The sequence below is a fragment of the Idiomarina sp. 017G genome, from assembly GCF_004362265.1.
GTDB lineage: Bacteria > Pseudomonadota > Gammaproteobacteria > Enterobacterales > Alteromonadaceae > Idiomarina > Idiomarina loihiensis.
In genome coordinates, this window is record NZ_SNWT01000002.1 from 40,052 (window position 1) to 58,388 (window position 18,337).

Sequence of the window (18,337 nt, forward strand, 5' to 3'; positions counted from 1 at the left end):
AAAGGCGCCTTTTCCGTTTCTGCAGTTCAGAGGTTTTTACTTTAGACTCTGAAACTCTTAATTGAGTCCTGGAGCTCATCGGCCAGTTTAGCGACTTCGTTAGACGCTTGAGCTGTTTGTTTGGAACCAGAAGCCGTTTGTTCGGCAATGGAAACAATAGACTCAAGACGCTCGCTGATATCCTGCGCAGTACTGCTTTGCTCTTTCGCTGCATTAGCAATATGGTTACTGCTGTCAGACGCCTGATGCACTGACTCAGTAATAGATTGAAGTGCCTGAGCTGCTTCATCGGACTGCTGCACACTGAGTTCAGCTTGCTCGCGGCCTTTATTCATAACGGTAACCGCTCGCTGAGAGTCATTCTGCAGATTCTCAATCATATCCTGAATTTCTTCGGTGGACTCTTGAGTACGGCTGGCCAGAGTGCGAACCTCATCAGCAACAACCGCAAATCCGCGACCTTGCTCACCGGCACGTGCCGCTTCAATGGCCGCGTTCAGTGCAAGCAAGTTGGTCTGGTCGGCGATACCGCGAATAACATCCAGAATGCCACCAATGTTTTTACTGTTTTCTGACAACTGATCGATAACTTCCGAAGCGCCTTTAATTTCACTAGCCAGGCCTTCGATAGTCGCACGGTTTTTGTCTGAAATTTGACGAACACGTTTGGCTTCATCATCAGAGTGCTGAATTTCGCGTAAGGCCTGTTCTGCACCGTCGGCCATTTCGCTGGCCGTACTGTTCATTTCCTGAGTGGCCGTGGCTACTTGCTCAATCTGACGGCGTTGTTCGTCAATGGCGTTAGTTGTCTCGTCAGAAACATTGGAAGATTGCTCCGCGGCCGTAGCCAGCTGAGTGGCGCGGTTCGCAATACCTTCAATAAGTTTACGTAAATTACCGGTCAGTTTATTGGTGTTTGAGGCGAGCTCACCAAATTCGTCCTGAGCGTTATAGTCAACACGTTCGGTTAAGTTACCATCCGCCATAATGTTCAGCATGTGGTTAACGCGTGACAATGGACGGCTGATGCTACGTACGGTGTACCATGAAATAAGCACAGCCAGAGCAATAGAAATAATGGTGATAATGCTATTGAGCCAACTACTGGTAGAGATAGAATCTGTTACTGAGACCCGTGTGCCATCGGCTATTCCGCGAACCGCAGTTTGCAAACGGTCGGCTTTTCCCATCAATTTATTTAACTGAACTTCTGATTTATTAAGTGAATCTTCTGAGTCAACGCGCAGCTGCTGGCGACGAATGACATTGTCAGGATAAGAACCTGCACCCTGCAGGCTGTCGAGCGCATCGCGAACGGTTGCAATTGCGTCGTCAACCATTGTCCCGGCAGCCCCTGTTGGTTCGTCGTCTAATACCTGAAGGCGCGGGCGGATGCTGTCGATATTAATATCAATTTCGCTGCGGATGATTTCGGCACTGTCTAACTTATTTGCTTTGTTCAAGTCATACATTAAGGTGATAAGGCTGGACAGCGAAGACTCGATGTTGTTGGCTTCACGAGAGATGACCTCGTTATTAGAGGCATCCATGGTGTCCAGCAGCATAATAGCCGCATCATCGATATTGAATGCAATTTCATCTAACTGAGAAGCGGTAACGTTTTGTAATTCCAGATATTCGCTGTGCTGACTAAACAGGCGGTCTATCAAGTTAATGTACTGGCGTGAGTCTTTTTCAAGCTCGTTAATCTCGTCACTCTGACCGTTACCTTGAATAAGCTTTTTAAGCTCCTCAAGAGAGGAAAAAAGCAACTTGTTAGATTCGTTGAACTCTTTTTTGTGAGCTTCGACCTGCTCTAAACTTTCGTCATAGAAGGTTTCTAGCTGAACAGTTCCTAGCTCAAGAATATCGACTTTAATAGCCGAAACTTGATTCAGTGCCGGTACCGCCTCATCGTTGAGTTTATCAACCGACGAGCCGATGCTGTTGATATTAAACAACGAACTTAAGCTAATGATGAGTAACAGCAAAGTAATGATGGCAAAACCACCGATAACTCGCATGGCAACAGTAATTTTCATGAAACTTTCCTCAGCACTGCATAATTATTATTGTCACTTTCCGGTCAAAGCCGGTTCATGAAAGAAGGTTTTATTCTCAACGCTATATAACGTCATATACTGACCCCAGACACAGCCAGTATCCAGCGCTATCACATCCTGACGCCGGGTTTCGCCCATTAGCGCAGCCCAATGCCCGAATAATACTCGATTCTCGGATTCTGACCAAAAGTTAAACCATGGCTTATACGAATCCTGCGATGAACGTTCATATGGATTATCTTTTTGGGAAAAATCCAGTTCACCTTCCGGATTACAGTAACGCATTCGGGTAAACGCGTTCACTATAAAACGGTATCGGTCAAAACCTTGCAGACTTGAGTCCCATTTTTCCGGCGAGTTGCCAAATAACTGCTGCATAAAGTTTTTAAACTCATTGCCAGTAAGAACTTTTGTCACTTCCTGTGCGTATTGACTGGCTTGTTTGAGTGTCCACCATGGGTAAATACCAGCGTGAGTTATTACCGTATTGTGCTCTTCTAGCTGATGCATCAAAGGTTGGTGACGCAACCACTCTAACCAGTCATAGCGATCACTGTCTTCTAATAACGCATTGAGTTTGTCTTTTGGGTTAGGCTGCCGATAACCCAGCAACACTGCCATTAAGTTTAAATCGTGATTACCTAATACGCTGTGTACCGAGTTACTGTTTTCATAGAAAAAACGCAACGCATCGCGCGAACTGGGGCCGCGCGCGACAATATCACCTACACACCATAAAGAGTCGTTTGCAGGGTTAAAACTGACTTGGGTAAGCAGAGCTTCAAGTTCGCGGAAGCAACCCTGGATATCACCGACAACGTAATTGCTCATAATTAATGAATAATATTAGGGATGGCCAGCCGGAACGAAGGAATAGGTGCTTTAAACTGCGAGCCCTGTTCATCTATCATTAGGTAATGCCCTTCCATAGTGCCTATAGGCGTAGCCAGAACGGTACCGCTGGTATAACTGAATGATTCACCGGCAGCCAGTTTAGGCTGTTGTCCTACAACGCCATCTCCAGCCACTCGGGTTATTTTACTGTCAGCGTCGGTAATTCGCCATTCGCGGGCAAGCAACTGCACTAACTGGCTGGACTCATTGGTTATGGTTATGGTGTAAGAAAACACATATTGTCCGGCATCAGGGTTTGACTGCGCCGCTAAATATTGTGTTTTAACCTCTACTGTAATGTTACTGACTGTCATTCTTTTCCGCTTGTTTTGTGAGCGAGTGTTCAGTGAGCCAGTCGGATATCCTGCAGTAATCGTCTACAGAGAGCGTCTCCGGCCTTGCGCCCGGGTCAATACCAAGGGCTTCCAGCTGCTCCGCAGGAACCAACTGTTTAAGGTTGTTTCTTATTGTTTTACGGCGTTGGTTAAACGCTGTCAAACATAAGCTATGCAGTTGCGCTTTATCTTTAACTGGGTGAGGGCTTTCGGCATAGGGTTCTAACCGAACCACCGATGATTCTACTTTCGGTGGCGGCGTAAACGCTGATGGCGGGACAGCAACCACCGGAGTGACTTTACAGGCTTGCTGTACACCGACGCTGATTCTGCCATAACTTTTTGAGCCGGGCTCTGCTGCTAAGCGATCAACCACTTCTTTTTGCAGCATAAAGTGCATATCTTTTACATCATCGGCAAACTTCAGCAGATGAAAGATAAGCGGCGTGGAGATGTTATAGGGCAGGTTACCGAACACTCGTGCCGGACTCTCTTTGGCAAACTGACTAAAATCTATGCTTAGCGCATCGGCTTGAATCACTTCCAGTTTTGAACTTAAAAAAGGGTGATGCTGAAGCCTTTCAACTAAGTCACGGTCAATTTCGATAACTTTTAAATGGCCACTGCGATCTACTGTCGGCTCAGTTAGTGCTGCTAACCCCGGGCCAATTTCTATTAGGTTTTCACCGGGCAAAGGGTTAATGGCATCAACAATCTGCTCAATAATATAGTCGTCATTCAGGAAGTTCTGGCCAAACCGTTTACGTGCCCGGTGGCCCAAGTGGGTTTTACTTCCGCCCTGGTGTTTATTCCCACCTTGGTTTTTACTCATAATACGCTGCTCTTGCCATATCTATAGCGGTCTGCATTGCCAGGCGGCAACTACCGTCGCTAATCTTGCCAGACCCGGCCAGCTCAAGTGCTGTACCGTGATCAACAGAAGTCCGGATATAAGGTAACCCGAGTGTAATGTTTACGGCCTGCCCGAAACCTTTATATTTTAGCACCGGAAGACCCTGATCGTGATACATAGCAACTACCGCACTGGCATCTTCAAGGTACTTTGGCTGAAAAATGGTATCTGCGGGATACGGGCCGTGCAAGTTCATGCCTTGCTTTTTAAGTTGTTCCAGAACCGGAATAATAATGTCTATTTCTTCCCTGCCTAAATGTCCCGACTCTCCCGCATGAGGGTTTAATCCGCAAACCAATATTTTGGGCGACGACTCGCCGAATTTCTTAGTCAGGTCGTTATGCAGTATGGTAATAATGTTGGTCAGACGCTCCGCGGTAACGGCTTTTGCCACATAGGCCAGCGGAATGTGAGTCGTGACCAGCGCCACACGCAGGCCTTCTGTAGCCAACATCATAACGACATCATTGCAGTTCGCTTCATGAGCTAAAAATTCAGTGTGTCCTGAAAACGCCACGCCGGCTTGATTAATCACACCTTTGTGTACAGGGCCGGTAACAATGGCATCGAACTCGCCTGAGAGATTACCGTCAGAGGCTCTTTTTAAGCAATCAACCACATAATGACCGTTGGCTGTACATAACTCGCCAGGAGTCACGTCTTCGCACACTGGAATATGTTCTACCCAAAGATGTCCGGGTTCATGTTGCGGCAGTTCTTCACCTTTTCTATACCTGTGCAAGGTAATAGGAAGGTTCAATTGCTCGGCGCGTTGTTTTAGTAAATTTTTATCTGCACAGACAACGACAGCAGCCGACCAGGGCTGCTGCGCTATTTTTATAATTAAGTCCGGGCCAATACCTGCCGGCTCACCCGGTGTAAATACAAGAGTTGGTATACTCACTCAGCAACTCTTCTGATAAACGCCTGGTCGCGAATTTCTTGCTGCCAGTTATCAAGCTCTTCGCGGAATTTACGGCTAAACAGCATTTGGTATGCGCGTTCTTGCTTGTTTTCTTCAGTGGCATCCAGAGTTCTGCGACCGGTAACTTCTACAATGTGCCAGCCAAACTGTGTGCTGAACGGTTCACTTATTGTGTCTTGTTCAATGCTTTCTACTTTTTGCTTGAATTCTGGTGCGTATTTATTGGGACGAGCCCAGCCCAAATCGCCGCCACGAGAGGCCGAACCAGGGTCAGCTGAATGTTCACGTGCAAGTTCAGCAAAAGTCTTTTCGCCATTGGCAATTTGCTCACGGTATTGATTGAGCATCTCTTTCGCTTTGTTGTCTGACAAAATAACGGAAGGCTTGATTAAAATATGACGTGCTTTAACTTCTTGTACTTCGACTGTTTGCTCTCCGCGCTTGTCCTGTACTTTCAAAATATGAAAGCCGATACCACTGCGGATTGGGCCGACAACGTCACCTACAGACTTCCCATCTACCGCTTCCGCAAACAAGGTCGGCATGCCATTAACTGTCATCCAGCCCAGGTCACCGCCATCCAATGCCGCAGAACCGGAGGAGGAACGTACCGCCAAGTCAGCAAAGTCACTACCTTTGTCCAGTAAATTCAAAACTGTGTTGGCACGCTCTTTGGCTTTTTCAAGTTCGGCTTGTGATGAGTTTGAGTCAGCGGAAATCAGAATTTGAGCCAAACGATACTCTGTCTGAACTTCCTGGTTGCTCTCTATGAGTTTCACCAGGTTATTAATTTCTTGCGGTGTGATAGAAACGCGTTGCTGTACAGCTGCTCGTTGAACTTGCTGGATAACCAATTCGTTACGAATATTTTCGCGGTAGGCTGCCCAGCTCATACCACTACTGACCATGTTTTCCCGAAGCTCAGCTGTTGTAAGGTCTTGGTTATTTGCTATTTCGTTGATGGCTTGCTCTAACTGGTTGTCGTCAATCTCGATACCCATGCGGTTAGCCATTTGCAACTGAATTTCCTGCAGAATCAGGCGTTCTATAGCCTGAGTTTCCAGAACTTCGTCTGAAGGCGCGTTACTCGAGTTGAAGTTCTGACCGTTCTTAACTTGTTGGATAAGTTGGTCAATCTGGCTTTGCAGCACTACGCCGTCATCGACTACGACGACAACGCGATCCAGTATTTGCTGAGCCTGAACGGTGTTATTCAGCAAAAAAGACGATGCAATCAGCACAGCTGCTGAACAAAACGATGCAATTTTTTTCATTATACCTACCACTAGTTACTGAGATAAAAAGGACGGCGGTAACCGTACGTACTTTTCTCAAGCATGTTAATTAGACCACTGCTATCAGAAGCTAAACCGCTGATAATAAATTGTATACTAATGCCATTGTCAAATTGAGTTTCGCCGTTTATCTGAGTCGCACTAAAAGCCGGCTCAAGATCACGGTTTATGCGTCTGTACGCGCTAACCCGTAAGGCCCAGCAGCAACTGCTGTATTGAATGCCCACCATAGCATCATTTAAACGATCATGTGTGAGATCGTAAAAGACATTTGATGCGACTTGCCAGCGCGAACTTGCTGACCAAACTGCCTGCGTTCCAACTTGTTCAATATCGTTGTTCAGAATGTTGGTTGCGGTGCGATGACTGACCTGTATCAAGTTTGATTCATCTTTACGGAACTCTACCGCGGTCTGACTCTTACGGGTGGTGTTAAGTTCCGTATCGTATTGAATTGAGCTGCGTATTGACCAGTTCTCATCAACAGCCCAGTTAATGTCGGCAACCCACTCACTGTTACTGGAGGTTGTGGTTTCTTCATCGCTGGCAAACAGTTGCGTACGACTGTCATTAATATTGTAAATTTGCCCAATACTGGCTCGCAGCACTTCGCGTTCATTCTGAGTGAATAAGCTGCTGCTGACACCGTACGTTATCTGGTTAGCCTCGGCGATGCGATCCAACCCCGAAAAACGGCGGCTACGGAACAGCCCGTGGTAATCGTCCTGCAATAAAGAGGTATCATAAATGCCGATGTTCTGTTGGTTTTCATAGGGCACATACAAATACTGAATTTGCGGCGACAGGGTTTGACGGTACTGGCTGTCACCCAGTTCAATGGCTCGCTCGAGATGCAAACGAGCCCTTACACGAGCGCGGGGAAGCGCACGTGAAACTTCCTCAGCAATCTTGTTGTCCGGGCTTTCCTGCCAATAGCGCGTATAAAGATAAGAAAGCTCGGCTTCTGTATCAAAAGCAGGCTTCTCAAAACGGTACTGAATGCTCGGCTCTATATGTGCCCGGGTCGCGTATTCGCGGGTCTGATCCTGATTCTGAAAATAGGTTAGTTCGTTGTATAAGCTGGCGCTAAAGCCGGTGAAGTCGCCAGTGTTGTAATCGATACTAAGCTGCGGCAGTGTGCGATAGGGGCTGCGGTAGTCGCCAATAAGCTCGTAGTCTTCGGTACGTAATTGTGCGGTCCAGTTTTCGTTGTCGTAATCAAGCTGGGCTACGCGATATAAGTGAGTGTCAGCCCGGCCTGCAAAATCACTACCAAAGTCATTCAGGTAGTTGTCGTCACTAATTTCGGTCGCATCCAGGTAAAAACTCAAGTCCTGGTTTATTTGCGCCGAATGCTGAACGTGCCAAAGGTAGCGTTTTTTATTTGCGATGCGAGTGTCGTCATTGCCTAAATATTCTAAATTGAATTGTCCGGCATTTTGCTCAAATAAATAGCGATACTCGCCTTTCATCATGGTGCCGCGCTCGGACATATAAACCGGAGCTATTGTCGCATCCATATTGGGAGCAATATTAAAGTAGTAGGGAACTTCTACTTCAAAACCACTGTTTGATGATGAGTCGAACGTGGGGTAGAGCAAACCGGTTTTACGCGCGTCACTCAATGGAAAATTAAAATACGGTAAGTAAAGCACCGGTACGTCGAATAACTCAAATCGGGCGTGCCAGGCTTCACCGAAGTCGCTGGTTTCATTTATCTGAATACGTTCTGCGCGTAATTGCCAGGCCGGAGTCTCGCCCGGGCAGGTGGTGAAGCTTGAGTCCTGTAATAAAACTTCCTGCCGGGACAATGAAAGCAACTCTGCGTGGCCACGCGCGTTATGATTTCGCAGTCGGTAATCACTGTTGTAGAGTTTGGCCTCGTCATCGTTTAAGTCTAGCGATAACGAATCACCCGTAACGCTTAAATAGCCGTCATTAAAAGTAATGCCGTCTGAGGCGATAATCTCACCCCGCTGCTGATCGATAGTGGCTTTTGAAGTTGAAAGCCACTGTCCGTTACGCTGAATGATGACGTTACCGGTAAAATACGCTTTTTCATTGGCCAGAATTTCGGCGCTACGCGATTCAACACCAATAGTTCCTGCATCGGTTTCCTGCAACTGGACGGCGGTAATCGTACTCTCAGTAGACTGAGGCACGGTGCAAGTCATGTGTTGTGGTGCGTCTTGATTTTGTAAAGCCGCTAGCGCGCTGCCGGGAAAGGGCAGTAGCATTAGCGAAGTAATAAACCGTTGCAGCAATTTAATCTTCCGTCGTTGTTGTTAAATGCATTTATTCTGTTTTGCAGCGCGAGGGTATAATAAAGCAATTTTGTTTGTTTCGCTATTTGGTACACTGCTAGTTTTAAGGCTTTGCGACAAATTTGGTGGAGGATATTTTGGAAGACAAACGAGAAGTGGCTCTGCAGGCTTGGTGTGAAGCCCAGACAGGTGTTTCACAACCAACTTTAGAAGTTGTATCCGGTGATGCCAGTTTCCGTCGCTATTTTCGGGCAACTAATGGCCAGGAAAGCCTGATAGCGGTCGACTGTCCTCCCGAAAAAGAACCAATGAAGCCTTTTTTGGCCGTTGCACAAGCCTATTCTGAAGCCGGCGTTACTGTGCCAGAGATTATTGCGGCGGATTTAGAACAGGGCTTTATGCTGCAATCCGATTTTGGTCAGATACTGTTGCTGAGTAAACTGCATCCACGAAATGCGCGGCAATACTACCAGCAGGCACTTACCGCGCTGCCTAACATTATGTCGGTACGCCGGACTGAGCAGGGTGAGCTGCCCGCTTTCGATACCGCTTTGTTGGAACGTGAACTTTCTTTATTTAAGGACTGGTTATTAAAACATCACCTGAACTTAGACTGGCATACCGGGGACGATGAAGTTTGGAGTCAGTTTAGCCAACAAATGATTGATAACGCATTGCAGCAACCGCAGGTGGGAGTGCATCGGGACTTTCATTCACGTAACTTAATGCTGCTGGACGATGACCGTATTGGTATTATCGATTTTCAGGATGCGGTGCTGGGTCCGGTGACCTATGACGCGGTGTCGTTACTACGCGACTGCTATATTGAGTGGCCAGAGGAATTGGTCAACGAATTGAGTGAAGGGTTAAGGCAACATCTGGTTGAGTCTGACTGCTTAGCGGCGCAGGTTGAACCACAACAATGGCAACACTGGTTTGACTGGATGGGGCTGCAGCGGCACACCAAAGCGGCAGGTATTTTTGCCCGGTTGGCGCATCGCGATCATAAGCCCGGCTATTTACAGGATGTGCCCAGAACCCTCGGGTATTTGCAGCGAGTAAGTGCTAACTATCCGCAGCTTTCAAATTACAACCGCTGGTTGCGTGAGCGCATTATCCCAGCCTGGAAGGACAGCCTATGAGAGCGATGATTTTAGCTGCCGGACGGGGCAGTAGAATGCGCCCGTTAACGGATAATCAGCCAAAGCCTTTGTTGCCGGTAGCGGGAAAACCCTTGTTGGGTTATCACCTGGAAAAGCTGGCAAACGCAGGTGTTAATGAAGTGGTTATTAATCATGCCTGGCATGGTGAGCAAATTGAAGATTTTGTCGGGGACGGCAGCCAGTGGGGTCTGCAGGTTTCATTCTCTGCGGAACCTGAGGGTGGACTTGAGACTGCAGGGGGTATTATTAAAGCCTTGCCACTGCTCGGAGATGACCCGTTTTGGGTTATTAATGGTGATATCTGGACAGACTGGGATTACCGGGATTTACCAACGGATCTGGAAAAAGGGCTGCTGGGACATTTAATTATGGTGGATAATCCGATTCATCATTCAAATGGTGACTTTGCTATTGAAAATGGATTGTTGGTTAATGGGGAAAATGAGAATGATGCCCGTAAAACTTTTTCCGGTGTTGGTCTGTATCGCAAAGAACTGTTGGCGCCATACCCTGAGGGGAAACGGGCATTAAAGCCTTTTTTCGACAGGGCAATTAATAAGAAGCAACTGGCAGCAAGCCATCAGGATGGATTTTGGACAGACGTAGGTACACCGGAACGCCTGCATCAAGTTAACCAGCGGCTGGAGAAATAACATGGTTTGGGGAAAGGTAGTCGGCGCACTGGCTGGCTTTGCGTTTATGAAATGGCCGGGTGCTATTCTGGGGGCGCTCATTGGTCACTGGTTTGATCGGGGCATGGCTCAGGACTTTTCCCAAAAAGGCGCCTGGGGGCGTTTTTTGTATGGGGCAGAGCAAGCCGCCGGGGACGCTAATTTTATTTACACACTGTTCGCAGTAATGGGCCACGTTGCTAAGGCAAAAGGTAAAGTCACCACTAGCGATATTTCTCAGGCTCAGGAGCTAATGCGTCGTTTGAATTTAAATCAGGACGCGACCCGCGAAGCACAGGAAGCCTTTCGCGAAGGTAAAGAGCCGACGTTTCCTCTGCAACAAGTCATGAAGGATTTTAGTGCCTCCTTTTACGGTAACCGCGATGTTCTGCAGCTTTTTATGGAGCAGCTGATTGGTCTTGCGTTAAATGACGGTGTGTTGGAAAAGTCAGAGCATGAAGTTTTGGTTAACGTGGCTAAGCACCTTGGGTTTACTCGTTTTCAGCTGGACCAGTGGTTGATGATGGAAAAAGCGGCTTTTCGTTTTCATCAGCATCGTCGGCAGCAGCATCAGCAACAGCGAAAAACCACCAGCCAGGATGAAATAAATAACGCTTATGAAGTGCTTGGCGTAACAGCTCAAAACAGTAACGCCGAAATTAAGAAAGCGTATCGTAAATTAATGGCTCGGCATCATCCGGACAAGCTGGCTTCTAAGGGGTTACCGGAAGAGGTAATGAAGCAGGCTCAGCAACGTGCTCAGGACATTCAGGCGGCTTATGAGAAGATCAAAGAAAAGCGCGGCGTCCGTTAAAAAAGGGTGTTAAAACTGGAAAGGTTAAAAGCCGTGAAATTCCAGCCAGCCTTTTATAGTAGAGATTAATTCACGCTGCCCGGTGTTACCGGAATTAACCAGCTGACGCTGGCGGTACGCTGGGTGCTGGTATTTATTCGCTAGTTTTTTACGCAAGGCCCAGTGTTCACTCACCCAACGGTTAGCTTCCGCACTGCGAATATCGAGAACCGGCAGTTGCGACTGGCTAATGCGTTCAGCAAGAGTGCGGTTATACTGAAACTGAGGCACATAAGCGTTAACCAATACAATAGCATCGGGCATTATTGAAGGCTCACTTTCCAGCAAACGCAGGGCTATGTCTGCGGTAATTCCTTCTACTACCCATACAGAAAAGCCCGGGCGGTCCAGGGTTTCGTTCAGCAGCAGAGTCATGCGTTGCTGCAAAGCATTCACTGGTGCCGTAAAGACCTCTTCGTCTGCAGCCTCAGGGAAATGCGTTGTCGTAGCAGGTGTCTGCAAATTGTCTGTACGTATGTCGTTGTCGGGCGGGGTTAAAGCCCAGGTGGTCCAGCCAAAATCCGGTGCGTTTTCATAAACCGGGCGAATATAAAAAGACTGCAGTGGATGGTAGTACCAATCTGGTAAAAGCACCATTTGCCCGCGCTCAAAGGCCTGCAAGTACTCTTTCTTTAACGCCAAATAGCGTTCGCCGTCATTTCCGGTTAACCAATGGAGCTGGTCTTGCGGCAAATAACGTTCTAGGTCGTCCTGGCTTACTGCGGGGTTGATGAAAACAACCGCCAGCAGAATTAATAGATAGCGCTTCATGCAGCCTGTATCGGCTGAAGCGGCGCTAGCTTGAGTGCAAATTGCTAAAACTGAACGGGGCTGAAAAACTCTATAGGTTGTTCGGTTTGCGGATGGGTTACGCCAAGGTATTCCGCATGCAGTAATAAACGCTCAGCAGCAGCGAAAGCATCGCTGTGTGCATAGAATTTATCTCCAAGTATCGGGCAGCCAAGGGCCTGCATATGAACTCTGAGCTGATGTGAGCGTCCGGTATGAGGTGTCAGTTCAAGGCGGCTACAACCGTTATCAAAATCCGTTACACGATAAAAGGTCGTGCTGGGTTTGCCGGTGAAAAAATCCATGTGCTGGCGCGGGCGATTCGGCCAGTCGCAGGACAACGGCAACTCTATTTCCCCTTGCGGAGAAGGTGGTTTGCCCCAAACTCGGGCAATATACCTTTTACTGGTTGTGCGATTCTGAAACTGCCGGTTCAGGTGACTTTGCGCGGCTTTAGTTTTTGCCAGTAAAAGAACTCCGGAAGTTGCCATATCCAGCCGGTGGACCACTCTTATTTCTGGGTGTACGCGCTGTACGCGGGTATAAACCGAGTCTTTATGTTCTGGTCGCTTGCCCGGAACACTGAGCAGCCCGCTTTGCTTATCAACCACCAACAACTGGCTGTCCTCATAGATAACCTGAAGAAATGGCGTTGTCGGCGGCTGATAATGGAGCAGCGTCATTAATGGTTATTCACCAGGATACGCACTGCCTGAAGCGATAACTGCGGGCTCTCCAGCGCCGCCGTAATTTGCTCTTCGCGCCAATTTATCGCCTCTATTTCACTGCTGCGCACCGACGGGTTTTTCTGTCGTAATTCCAGCAAGCGCGTGCGTTCGTGTTGCAGTGCAGCCAGCGCATTTTGCTTTACTTCATCCAGCTGCTTTTGCTGCCACTCACGAGCCTGTTGCTGGCCGGACTGAATAATCTTTTGCGCCGGGTCACGTAACTGACGCAATATCTGTCGCGCGGTCTTTTTATCAATAAAGCTGGATTGTTGGTCCAGCAGCTCGCGTGACACTTTAGCGGACAGCTCCTGACCCTGACCATTAAACAACAGACGTAAACTCTGCAATGGGCAGAACTCCTGCAATGCCGCGGCTTTAGGCGCCGGTACTATGCTGGCAAAGTCCAGTTCCAGGAACCAGCTGCCAGCCGGAATAGCCGGGTTTTTCAGCTCTGCAACGCAGGTGCTGCCAAAGTCATCTGCAGTCAGCAGTTCAAGCGCAGCCTGCACCATGGGGTGATCCCAACTTAAAAAGTCAGTATCTTCAAAGTTCAGTGCGGTCACCCTGTCAAAGGTTATGGTGATGCCATCATCCGGCAGTCCCGGCAGGCTGCCGACACGCATATGCTCACCCGGGCGAATAAACCAGCGCTCTTCATCCAGCACTTCGTTAGTCACGCCAAAACGGTCAAAGAAGGCAATCATAAAGTCTGCCAGAGTGTCGGTATCGCTGTCGCTATGAATTTGTTCTATGATTTTTTCAGCGGTTTCAGGACGACAGGCGTTTAGTGCCTGCAACTTGTCCTGCCCTTCACGGTTCCGTTCCAGCCAGGTTTTGTGCAGTTCTTTCGTCTGCTCCAGCAACTCGTCACTGAGTGGCTTCTGCTCAGCAACAGCCTGCTCAATGTCCGTACCAAAAGCATCGTACAGTTTACGGCCTATCGCATTACATTGAGAGAAGGCGTTCATACCCTGCTCGTACCATGGCAGCAATATGGCTTCTGCGGAACCTTTGCAGTAAGGCAGGTAAATATCAATATTTTGCTGCTGGCCAATGCGGTCTAAGCGGCCAATACGCTGTTCCAGCAGGTCAGGGTTCGTTGGCAAGTCGAACAGAATCAGTTGATGAACAAACTGAAAGTTACGACCTTCACTGCCAATTTCTGAGCACAGCAGAATAGGGCTGCCGTCTTCTTCGCTGGCAAAAAAGGCGGCGGAGCGGTCACGTTCGGTCAGCGTCATACCTTCATGGAAGGTTGCCGCCTGTACCCCCGCCAGTACGCGCAAGGCTTCCGACAAATCCAGTACTTGCTCTGCCGTTTTGCATATCAGCAGTGCTTTTTCCGAGCGGTTCTGTTTAATGTGATTCAATAACCAGTCAATGCGCGGATCTTCCATCCACCAGGGCATGTCTTCATCGGGTTCGCATTCATCCAGTTCTACCGGATGAAAATGGCGTTCAGGAAAACCGCCAATATCGGCCCTACGGTTACGGAACATAACGCGGCCAGTACCATGTTTATCCAGCAGGTCATCGAGTTCTGCCGGGTCAGTAACAGACTCGGCTTGTTCTGCTAATTCTTTATACTGTGTTTGCTCTTGCTGGAAACTAGCAAAGTCGGAAAACCTGTCCGGGTCCAGTAGCTGCAGTCGCTGGAAATGGCCTTCGGCACCTTCTTGCTCCGGGGTTGCCGTTAACAGCAACAAGCCGGGTACCGCTTTACAAAGGCTTTTAACCGCACTAAATTCCGGTGCCTCGGGCTGTAAATGGTGCGCTTCGTCAATAATCAGCAGATCGAATTCCGCCTCAAGCAACGCCTGACTCCAGCGCGACTCGTGCATAAAGCGGCTACTGATAATAATGTGCTGTTCAGTTAAAAACGGATTTTCACTGTCGGCTTCCGCCTGCTCGCAACGCTCATCATCAAACAGAGTAAAGTTCAGCGCAAAGCGGCGGCGTAACTCAACCAGCCACTGATGCATTAAAGATTCCGGTACCACAATTAAGACCCGCTGCGAGCGGCCGGTATTCAGGCGGCGCTTGATGATCATGCCGGCTTCAATGGTTTTACCTAAGCCCACTTCATCGGCTAAAAGCACTCGCGGGTGGTAACGGTCGGCAACGGTTTTGGCAATATACAATTGGTGCGGCAGCAAATGGGTACGAACACCTAATAAACCGGCAACCTCACTGGCCTGATGATGCGCCAGGTGTTCACTGGCTTCGCAGCGCAGCTGATACATATCCAGGCGGTCGGCCTGGCCGGCCAGTAAACGGGTTAATGCCGGATTACTGTCCACCTGATGTGATAACTGGGTTTCCGGAACCACAACCGGCTCCTGGTTGTCATCGCGTAAACCATGGTAGGTCACAATACCCTGTGACTCTGTCAGCTCCTGAATTGTGAAGCTCCAGCCATCGGCGTGTTTGCCCTGTTGCTGTACTTGCAGTTGATAACGGGCCAGAGGGGCTTCCTGAGCTGAATACAGTCGCACTTCACCGGTTGCGGGGAACATCACGGTTAAGTGACGCCCTTCGGCCTGGGTGATCATGCCTAGCCCTAATTCGGTTTCAGTTTCACTAAGGTAACGCTGTCCAACTCTAAACTCGCTCACTACACACTCCCGCGCGCCATTTACCAAGGTCGCAATGGTACTTAATTCGCTCGCCAATTCCGAGGAAAAATTTATTTCTGTAACCGTTGTGTCATGAATTTTAGGCTAAGCTGTAAGAAAAGAATAATCACATGCAAAGGTACGCGCTAATGACAACAAACGCTGGCAAGTTCTTTATCCTGGATACCAACATTCTTCTGCACGACCCTCTCGCTTTTCTCAACTTCGATGAACACAACGTGGTTATCCCCATGGTGGTTCTGGAAGAGCTCGACAATATAAAAGATCGCAATAGAGATGTGAGCCGCGAAGCACGGGTCGCCATTCGCTCGCTCGAGGAGGTTTTGAAAGAGGCCACACCGGAAGAAATTGTTGCTGGTGTTCCGTTAAACAGGGTGCAAGGCGAGCATACGGCGAACGGAACCCTGGCCATTTTCCCCGACTATCAGCTGGAGCAGACCGAGTCAGTGTTGTCGCTGGCAGAGAACGACCACCGCATTATTCAGGCGGCACTGGAAATTCAACGGGAGCGCTCGCCGGCTGGCGTGGTGCTGGTTACCAAAGACATCAATATGCGCCTGAAAGCCAAAGGCGCAGGTATGAAGTACGTTGATGATTATCGCACCGACCAGCTTATTGACGACATTCGCTTGCTGACCAAAGGGTTTTATAAGTTTGAAGGCGACTTCTGGTCGCAGGTGGGTGAAGTCCAAACGCAGCAGGAAGGCCGCGATGCTTACCACACGGTGAGTCGCGAATTGCTGCCTCAGGTTTTTGCTAATGAATACATTATTGACTCAACCAATAATTTTGCGGCGCGGGTGGAAGAATACGACAGCGAAACTGTAACGCTGATGGATTTAAGCGTAGAAAGGATGATGTCTTATGGAGCCTGGGGTGTTCACCCGAAGAATATTTATCAGGCTATGGCATTGCACGCTTTACTGGATACCAGTATGGATATGGTGACTCTCACCGGCCCGGCCGGTAGTGGTAAGACGTTTCTCGCCCTTTCAGCTGCATTGCAAATGGTGGTGGAGCAGGGCATTTATGAAAAAATTATCGTTACCCGCAATACGCCTGAAATTGCCGAATCTATTGGTTATTTGCCCGGCACCGAAGAAGAGAAAATGGCACCCTGGCTGTCGGCCATAACCGATTCGCTGGAAGCCCTGCATAAGCAAGATGAAAGCATGGAGTCGAGCCTCAATTACATTATGAAAAAGGCAAATATTCAGTTTAAGTCACTGAACTTTATGCGCGGGCGCAGCATACAGAACGCTATTGTCATTCTGGATGAAGCTCAGAATTTAACTGCGTCTCAGCTAAAAACGCTTATTACCCGCTGTGGCGAGAACACTAAATTAGTGGTGTCGGGTAACCTGGCACAAATTGATAGTTACTATTTAACTGCCGTAACTTCGGGGCTAACTTACATCGTTGAGCGGTTTAAAGACTATCCGGGTAGCGCAACCATCAACTTAAACGGAGTGGTGCGTAGTCCTCTGGCTAAATTTGCGGAAGAGCATTTGTAATCAGTTTAGCGGCACTACAGTGTATTGCTGAGTTTTTACCTGAAATTTAGTCTCTTCACCAACCTGGCCCATCGGCATTGCCGCGGGGCCAGTCACATCAACCAGCACGTAGTTATTGCCTTTGTGTTTAACTGTGGTGTCTCCGGGCTGCCGACTAATGGCAATGCCAAAAACTGCGTGCTCAGGCAAATAAATAATGGCCATTTTGGGCGTTTCGATAATTTGCTTTATCACCGATGTCATTAAGGTGACTTTGCTGTCGCAGTCCCCCTGATTGTAATAAAGCAATTGATTCGGAGGGACAAAGCCATCGCCCCGGCTATCCAGTTTGCTGTTTAAATCGTTGTACGGTATTTGCTGAATAAAGCTGGCAACATAGTTGATGTAATTACGTTGTGTATTCGTACCTAACTGCTCACCAATAGCTTTTATTAACGGCTTCAGCGTTGGAGTTACCTCACTGGCTATAGCCGGATGATCAGGGATAATACCCTGCTCACCCGGAGGCAAACTCAACTGGCGGTAGAAGTTTGCATTAAGATAATCGTCCCAGCGCTCATGGTAATAGTCACGTAAGCGCTTTTTGTAGTCGTTAAGTTGTTGCTGTTTTTGTGCTGTTCTGGCGTTAGCCGTAACCAACTCAACGGACTGCTGGCGCGGGGTTAAACGAGCCTGAATGCCTTGCCACTGTTGTTGCTTAATGTAACGGTTGAGTTGATGTGCCAGTTCGCGTTGACTGCGTTCCCGGTTAAACCCGCGATAACGCTTCAGCGGCTGTAGGAACTCTTTTTTATCGACCTGGAAACTGAATGACTGTTGGCGATCATTGAAATCACGCCACTGGTAAGAAAAAGCGAGTTGATCGTTTTCGGTTTCGTTAAGCTGGAAGAAGTTTTGGCTGTACGCGGCAGAGGGGATGACAAAGAGTAACCAGACAACAGCACAGAGTTTATGTGTCATTCTGGCTACTCCCGTTAATTTCTAGAACTTCATTTCTGTAATAGGGCTGTCTTCAAATTTAAGGTCAACTTGATACTCGACGCCACCGGCACGAACAAAAAAGTAGGTTTTGTCTTTTTTAAAGACTTCCTGCAGAGTCACAATCCGGAAACCCGGGCGACGCTCAGCCGGCATGTCCGTTAATTCTACAGAGCCGCGCGAAACCAATATGTTTTGGTAACGAGGACCAGTAACTAAAAGTAGTTTTTTATTTTCATCTTTCAGTAAAATGGTGTTACCTGTTACTGAATAGGGTTCTTCATTACCAAACAAGGCCAGCTCCTATCGCTTTAAC

16 protein-coding genes are annotated in these 18,337 nt (G+C 48.3%); 4 read left to right on the top strand and 12 right to left on the bottom strand.

Features of this window, described 5'->3' with window-relative positions:
• Window positions 1-41: 41 nt before the first annotated feature.
• Genes DEU30_RS05330 through lptD form a run of 7 tightly spaced genes read right to left on the bottom strand, consistent with a single transcriptional unit; the run spans window position 42 to window position 8,689 of the window.
• On the bottom strand, window positions 42-2,042 hold the full coding sequence (locus tag DEU30_RS05330) for a methyl-accepting chemotaxis protein (protein ID WP_034822050.1): 2,001 nt from the start codon (window positions 2,040-2,042) through the stop codon (window positions 42-44).
• A gap of 33 nt (window positions 2,043-2,075) precedes the next feature.
• Window positions 2,076-2,894, bottom strand: coding sequence for a symmetrical bis(5'-nucleosyl)-tetraphosphatase (locus DEU30_RS05335; protein WP_011235461.1), 819 nt, complete (start codon window positions 2,892-2,894; stop codon window positions 2,076-2,078).
• Between the two features lie 2 nt (window positions 2,895-2,896).
• Window positions 2,897-3,271, bottom strand: a complete 375-nt coding sequence (apaG, locus tag DEU30_RS05340) for a Co2+/Mg2+ efflux protein ApaG (protein WP_114981655.1) — start codon at window positions 3,269-3,271, stop codon at window positions 2,897-2,899.
• The gene (gene rsmA / locus DEU30_RS05345; RefSeq protein WP_114981656.1) at window positions 3,258-4,124 is read right to left on the bottom strand and encodes a 16S rRNA (adenine(1518)-N(6)/adenine(1519)-N(6))-dimethyltransferase RsmA; all 867 of its coding nucleotides are present in this window, start codon (window positions 4,122-4,124) and stop codon (window positions 3,258-3,260) included. Before rsmA ends, apaG begins: the two co-directional genes overlap by 14 nt.
• The gene (gene pdxA / locus DEU30_RS05350) at window positions 4,117-5,109 is read right to left on the bottom strand and encodes a 4-hydroxythreonine-4-phosphate dehydrogenase PdxA (protein ID WP_034822059.1); all 993 of its coding nucleotides are present in this window, start codon (window positions 5,107-5,109) and stop codon (window positions 4,117-4,119) included. The genes rsmA and pdxA overlap by 8 nt, the downstream gene beginning before the upstream one ends.
• Entirely contained in the window at window positions 5,106-6,404 is a 1,299-nt protein-coding gene (gene surA, locus DEU30_RS05355; RefSeq protein ID WP_110014315.1) for a peptidylprolyl isomerase SurA, read from the bottom strand. Before surA ends, pdxA begins: the two co-directional genes overlap by 4 nt.
• A gap of 11 nt (window positions 6,405-6,415) precedes the next feature.
• The gene (gene lptD, locus DEU30_RS05360; RefSeq protein WP_034822068.1) at window positions 6,416-8,689 is read right to left on the bottom strand and encodes an LPS assembly protein LptD; all 2,274 of its coding nucleotides are present in this window, start codon (window positions 8,687-8,689) and stop codon (window positions 6,416-6,418) included.
• 137 nt (window positions 8,690-8,826) lie between these two features.
• Between lptD and DEU30_RS05365 the strand changes: the two genes are divergently transcribed.
• Genes DEU30_RS05365 through djlA form a run of 3 tightly spaced genes read left to right on the top strand, consistent with a single transcriptional unit; the run spans window position 8,827 to window position 11,337 of the window.
• Window positions 8,827-9,831 carry a phosphotransferase gene (locus DEU30_RS05365; RefSeq protein ID WP_034822179.1) on the top strand — a complete coding sequence of 335 codons (1,005 nt, stop codon included), beginning with the start codon at window positions 8,827-8,829 and terminating at the stop codon, window positions 9,829-9,831.
• Entirely contained in the window at window positions 9,828-10,505 is a 678-nt protein-coding gene (gene murU, locus DEU30_RS05370; protein ID WP_034822071.1) for an N-acetylmuramate alpha-1-phosphate uridylyltransferase MurU, read from the top strand. Before DEU30_RS05365 ends, murU begins: the two co-directional genes overlap by 4 nt.
• Before the next feature lies 1 nt (window position 10,506).
• Window positions 10,507-11,337, top strand: coding sequence for a co-chaperone DjlA (gene djlA, locus DEU30_RS05375; RefSeq protein WP_034822074.1), 831 nt, complete (start codon window positions 10,507-10,509; stop codon window positions 11,335-11,337).
• 24 nt (window positions 11,338-11,361) lie between these two features.
• Here djlA and DEU30_RS05380 read toward each other — a convergent pair whose 3' ends face one another.
• The 3 genes from DEU30_RS05380 to rapA are packed head-to-tail and all read right to left on the bottom strand — an operon-like array spanning window position 11,362 to window position 15,508.
• Complete coding sequence (locus tag DEU30_RS05380; RefSeq protein ID WP_034822076.1) at window positions 11,362-12,147, bottom strand: DUF3530 family protein; 786 nt, start codon at window positions 12,145-12,147, stop codon at window positions 11,362-11,364.
• A gap of 44 nt (window positions 12,148-12,191) precedes the next feature.
• Entirely contained in the window at window positions 12,192-12,848 is a 657-nt protein-coding gene (locus tag DEU30_RS05385) for a pseudouridine synthase (RefSeq protein ID WP_034822079.1), read from the bottom strand.
• Window positions 12,848-15,508, bottom strand: coding sequence for an RNA polymerase-associated protein RapA (gene rapA, locus DEU30_RS05390; RefSeq protein ID WP_114981657.1), 2,661 nt, complete (start codon window positions 15,506-15,508; stop codon window positions 12,848-12,850). Before rapA ends, DEU30_RS05385 begins: the two co-directional genes overlap by 1 nt.
• Window positions 15,509-15,639: 131 nt before the next feature.
• Between rapA and DEU30_RS05395 the strand changes: the two genes are divergently transcribed.
• Window positions 15,640-17,043, top strand: coding sequence for a PhoH family protein (locus DEU30_RS05395; protein WP_181813906.1), 1,404 nt, complete (start codon window positions 15,640-15,642; stop codon window positions 17,041-17,043).
• On the opposite strand, the gene DEU30_RS05400 is transcribed toward DEU30_RS05395, so the two are convergent.
• Entirely contained in the window at window positions 17,044-18,003 is a 960-nt protein-coding gene (locus DEU30_RS05400) for a hypothetical protein (protein ID WP_011235448.1), read from the bottom strand. It abuts the gene before it with no gap.
• Between the two features lie 21 nt (window positions 18,004-18,024).
• A complete protein-coding gene (locus DEU30_RS05405; RefSeq protein ID WP_011235447.1) occupies window positions 18,025-18,315 on the bottom strand; it encodes a hypothetical protein in 291 nt (96 codons plus the stop codon).
• Window positions 18,316-18,337 lie beyond the last annotated feature (22 nt).

Bases quoted from the DNA above. Each gene is read 5' to 3' on its own strand.
- murU (WP_034822071.1), top strand. From the start codon at position 9,828: ATGAGAGCGATGATTTTAGCTGCCGGACGGGGCAGTAGAATGCGCCCG.
- DEU30_RS05385 (WP_034822079.1), bottom strand. From the start codon at position 12,848: ATGACGCTGCTCCATTATCAGCCGCCGACAACGCCATTTCTTCAGGTT.
- DEU30_RS05400 (WP_011235448.1), bottom strand. From the start codon at position 18,003: ATGACACATAAACTCTGTGCTGTTGTCTGGTTACTCTTTGTCATCCCC.
- DEU30_RS05335 (WP_011235461.1), bottom strand. From the start codon at position 2,894: ATGAGCAATTACGTTGTCGGTGATATCCAGGGTTGCTTCCGCGAACTT.
- DEU30_RS05330 (WP_034822050.1), bottom strand. From the start codon at position 2,042: ATGAAAATTACTGTTGCCATGCGAGTTATCGGTGGTTTTGCCATCATT.
- rsmA (WP_114981656.1), bottom strand. From the start codon at position 4,124: ATGAGTAAAAACCAAGGTGGGAATAAACACCAGGGCGGAAGTAAAACC.
- DEU30_RS05395 (WP_181813906.1), top strand. From the start codon at position 15,640: ATGCAAAGGTACGCGCTAATGACAACAAACGCTGGCAAGTTCTTTATC.
- apaG (WP_114981655.1), bottom strand. From the start codon at position 3,271: ATGACAGTCAGTAACATTACAGTAGAGGTTAAAACACAATATTTAGCG.
- DEU30_RS05380 (WP_034822076.1), bottom strand. From the start codon at position 12,147: ATGAAGCGCTATCTATTAATTCTGCTGGCGGTTGTTTTCATCAACCCC.
- djlA (WP_034822074.1), top strand. From the start codon at position 10,507: ATGGTTTGGGGAAAGGTAGTCGGCGCACTGGCTGGCTTTGCGTTTATG.
- surA (WP_110014315.1), bottom strand. From the start codon at position 6,404: ATGAAAAAAATTGCATCGTTTTGTTCAGCAGCTGTGCTGATTGCATCG.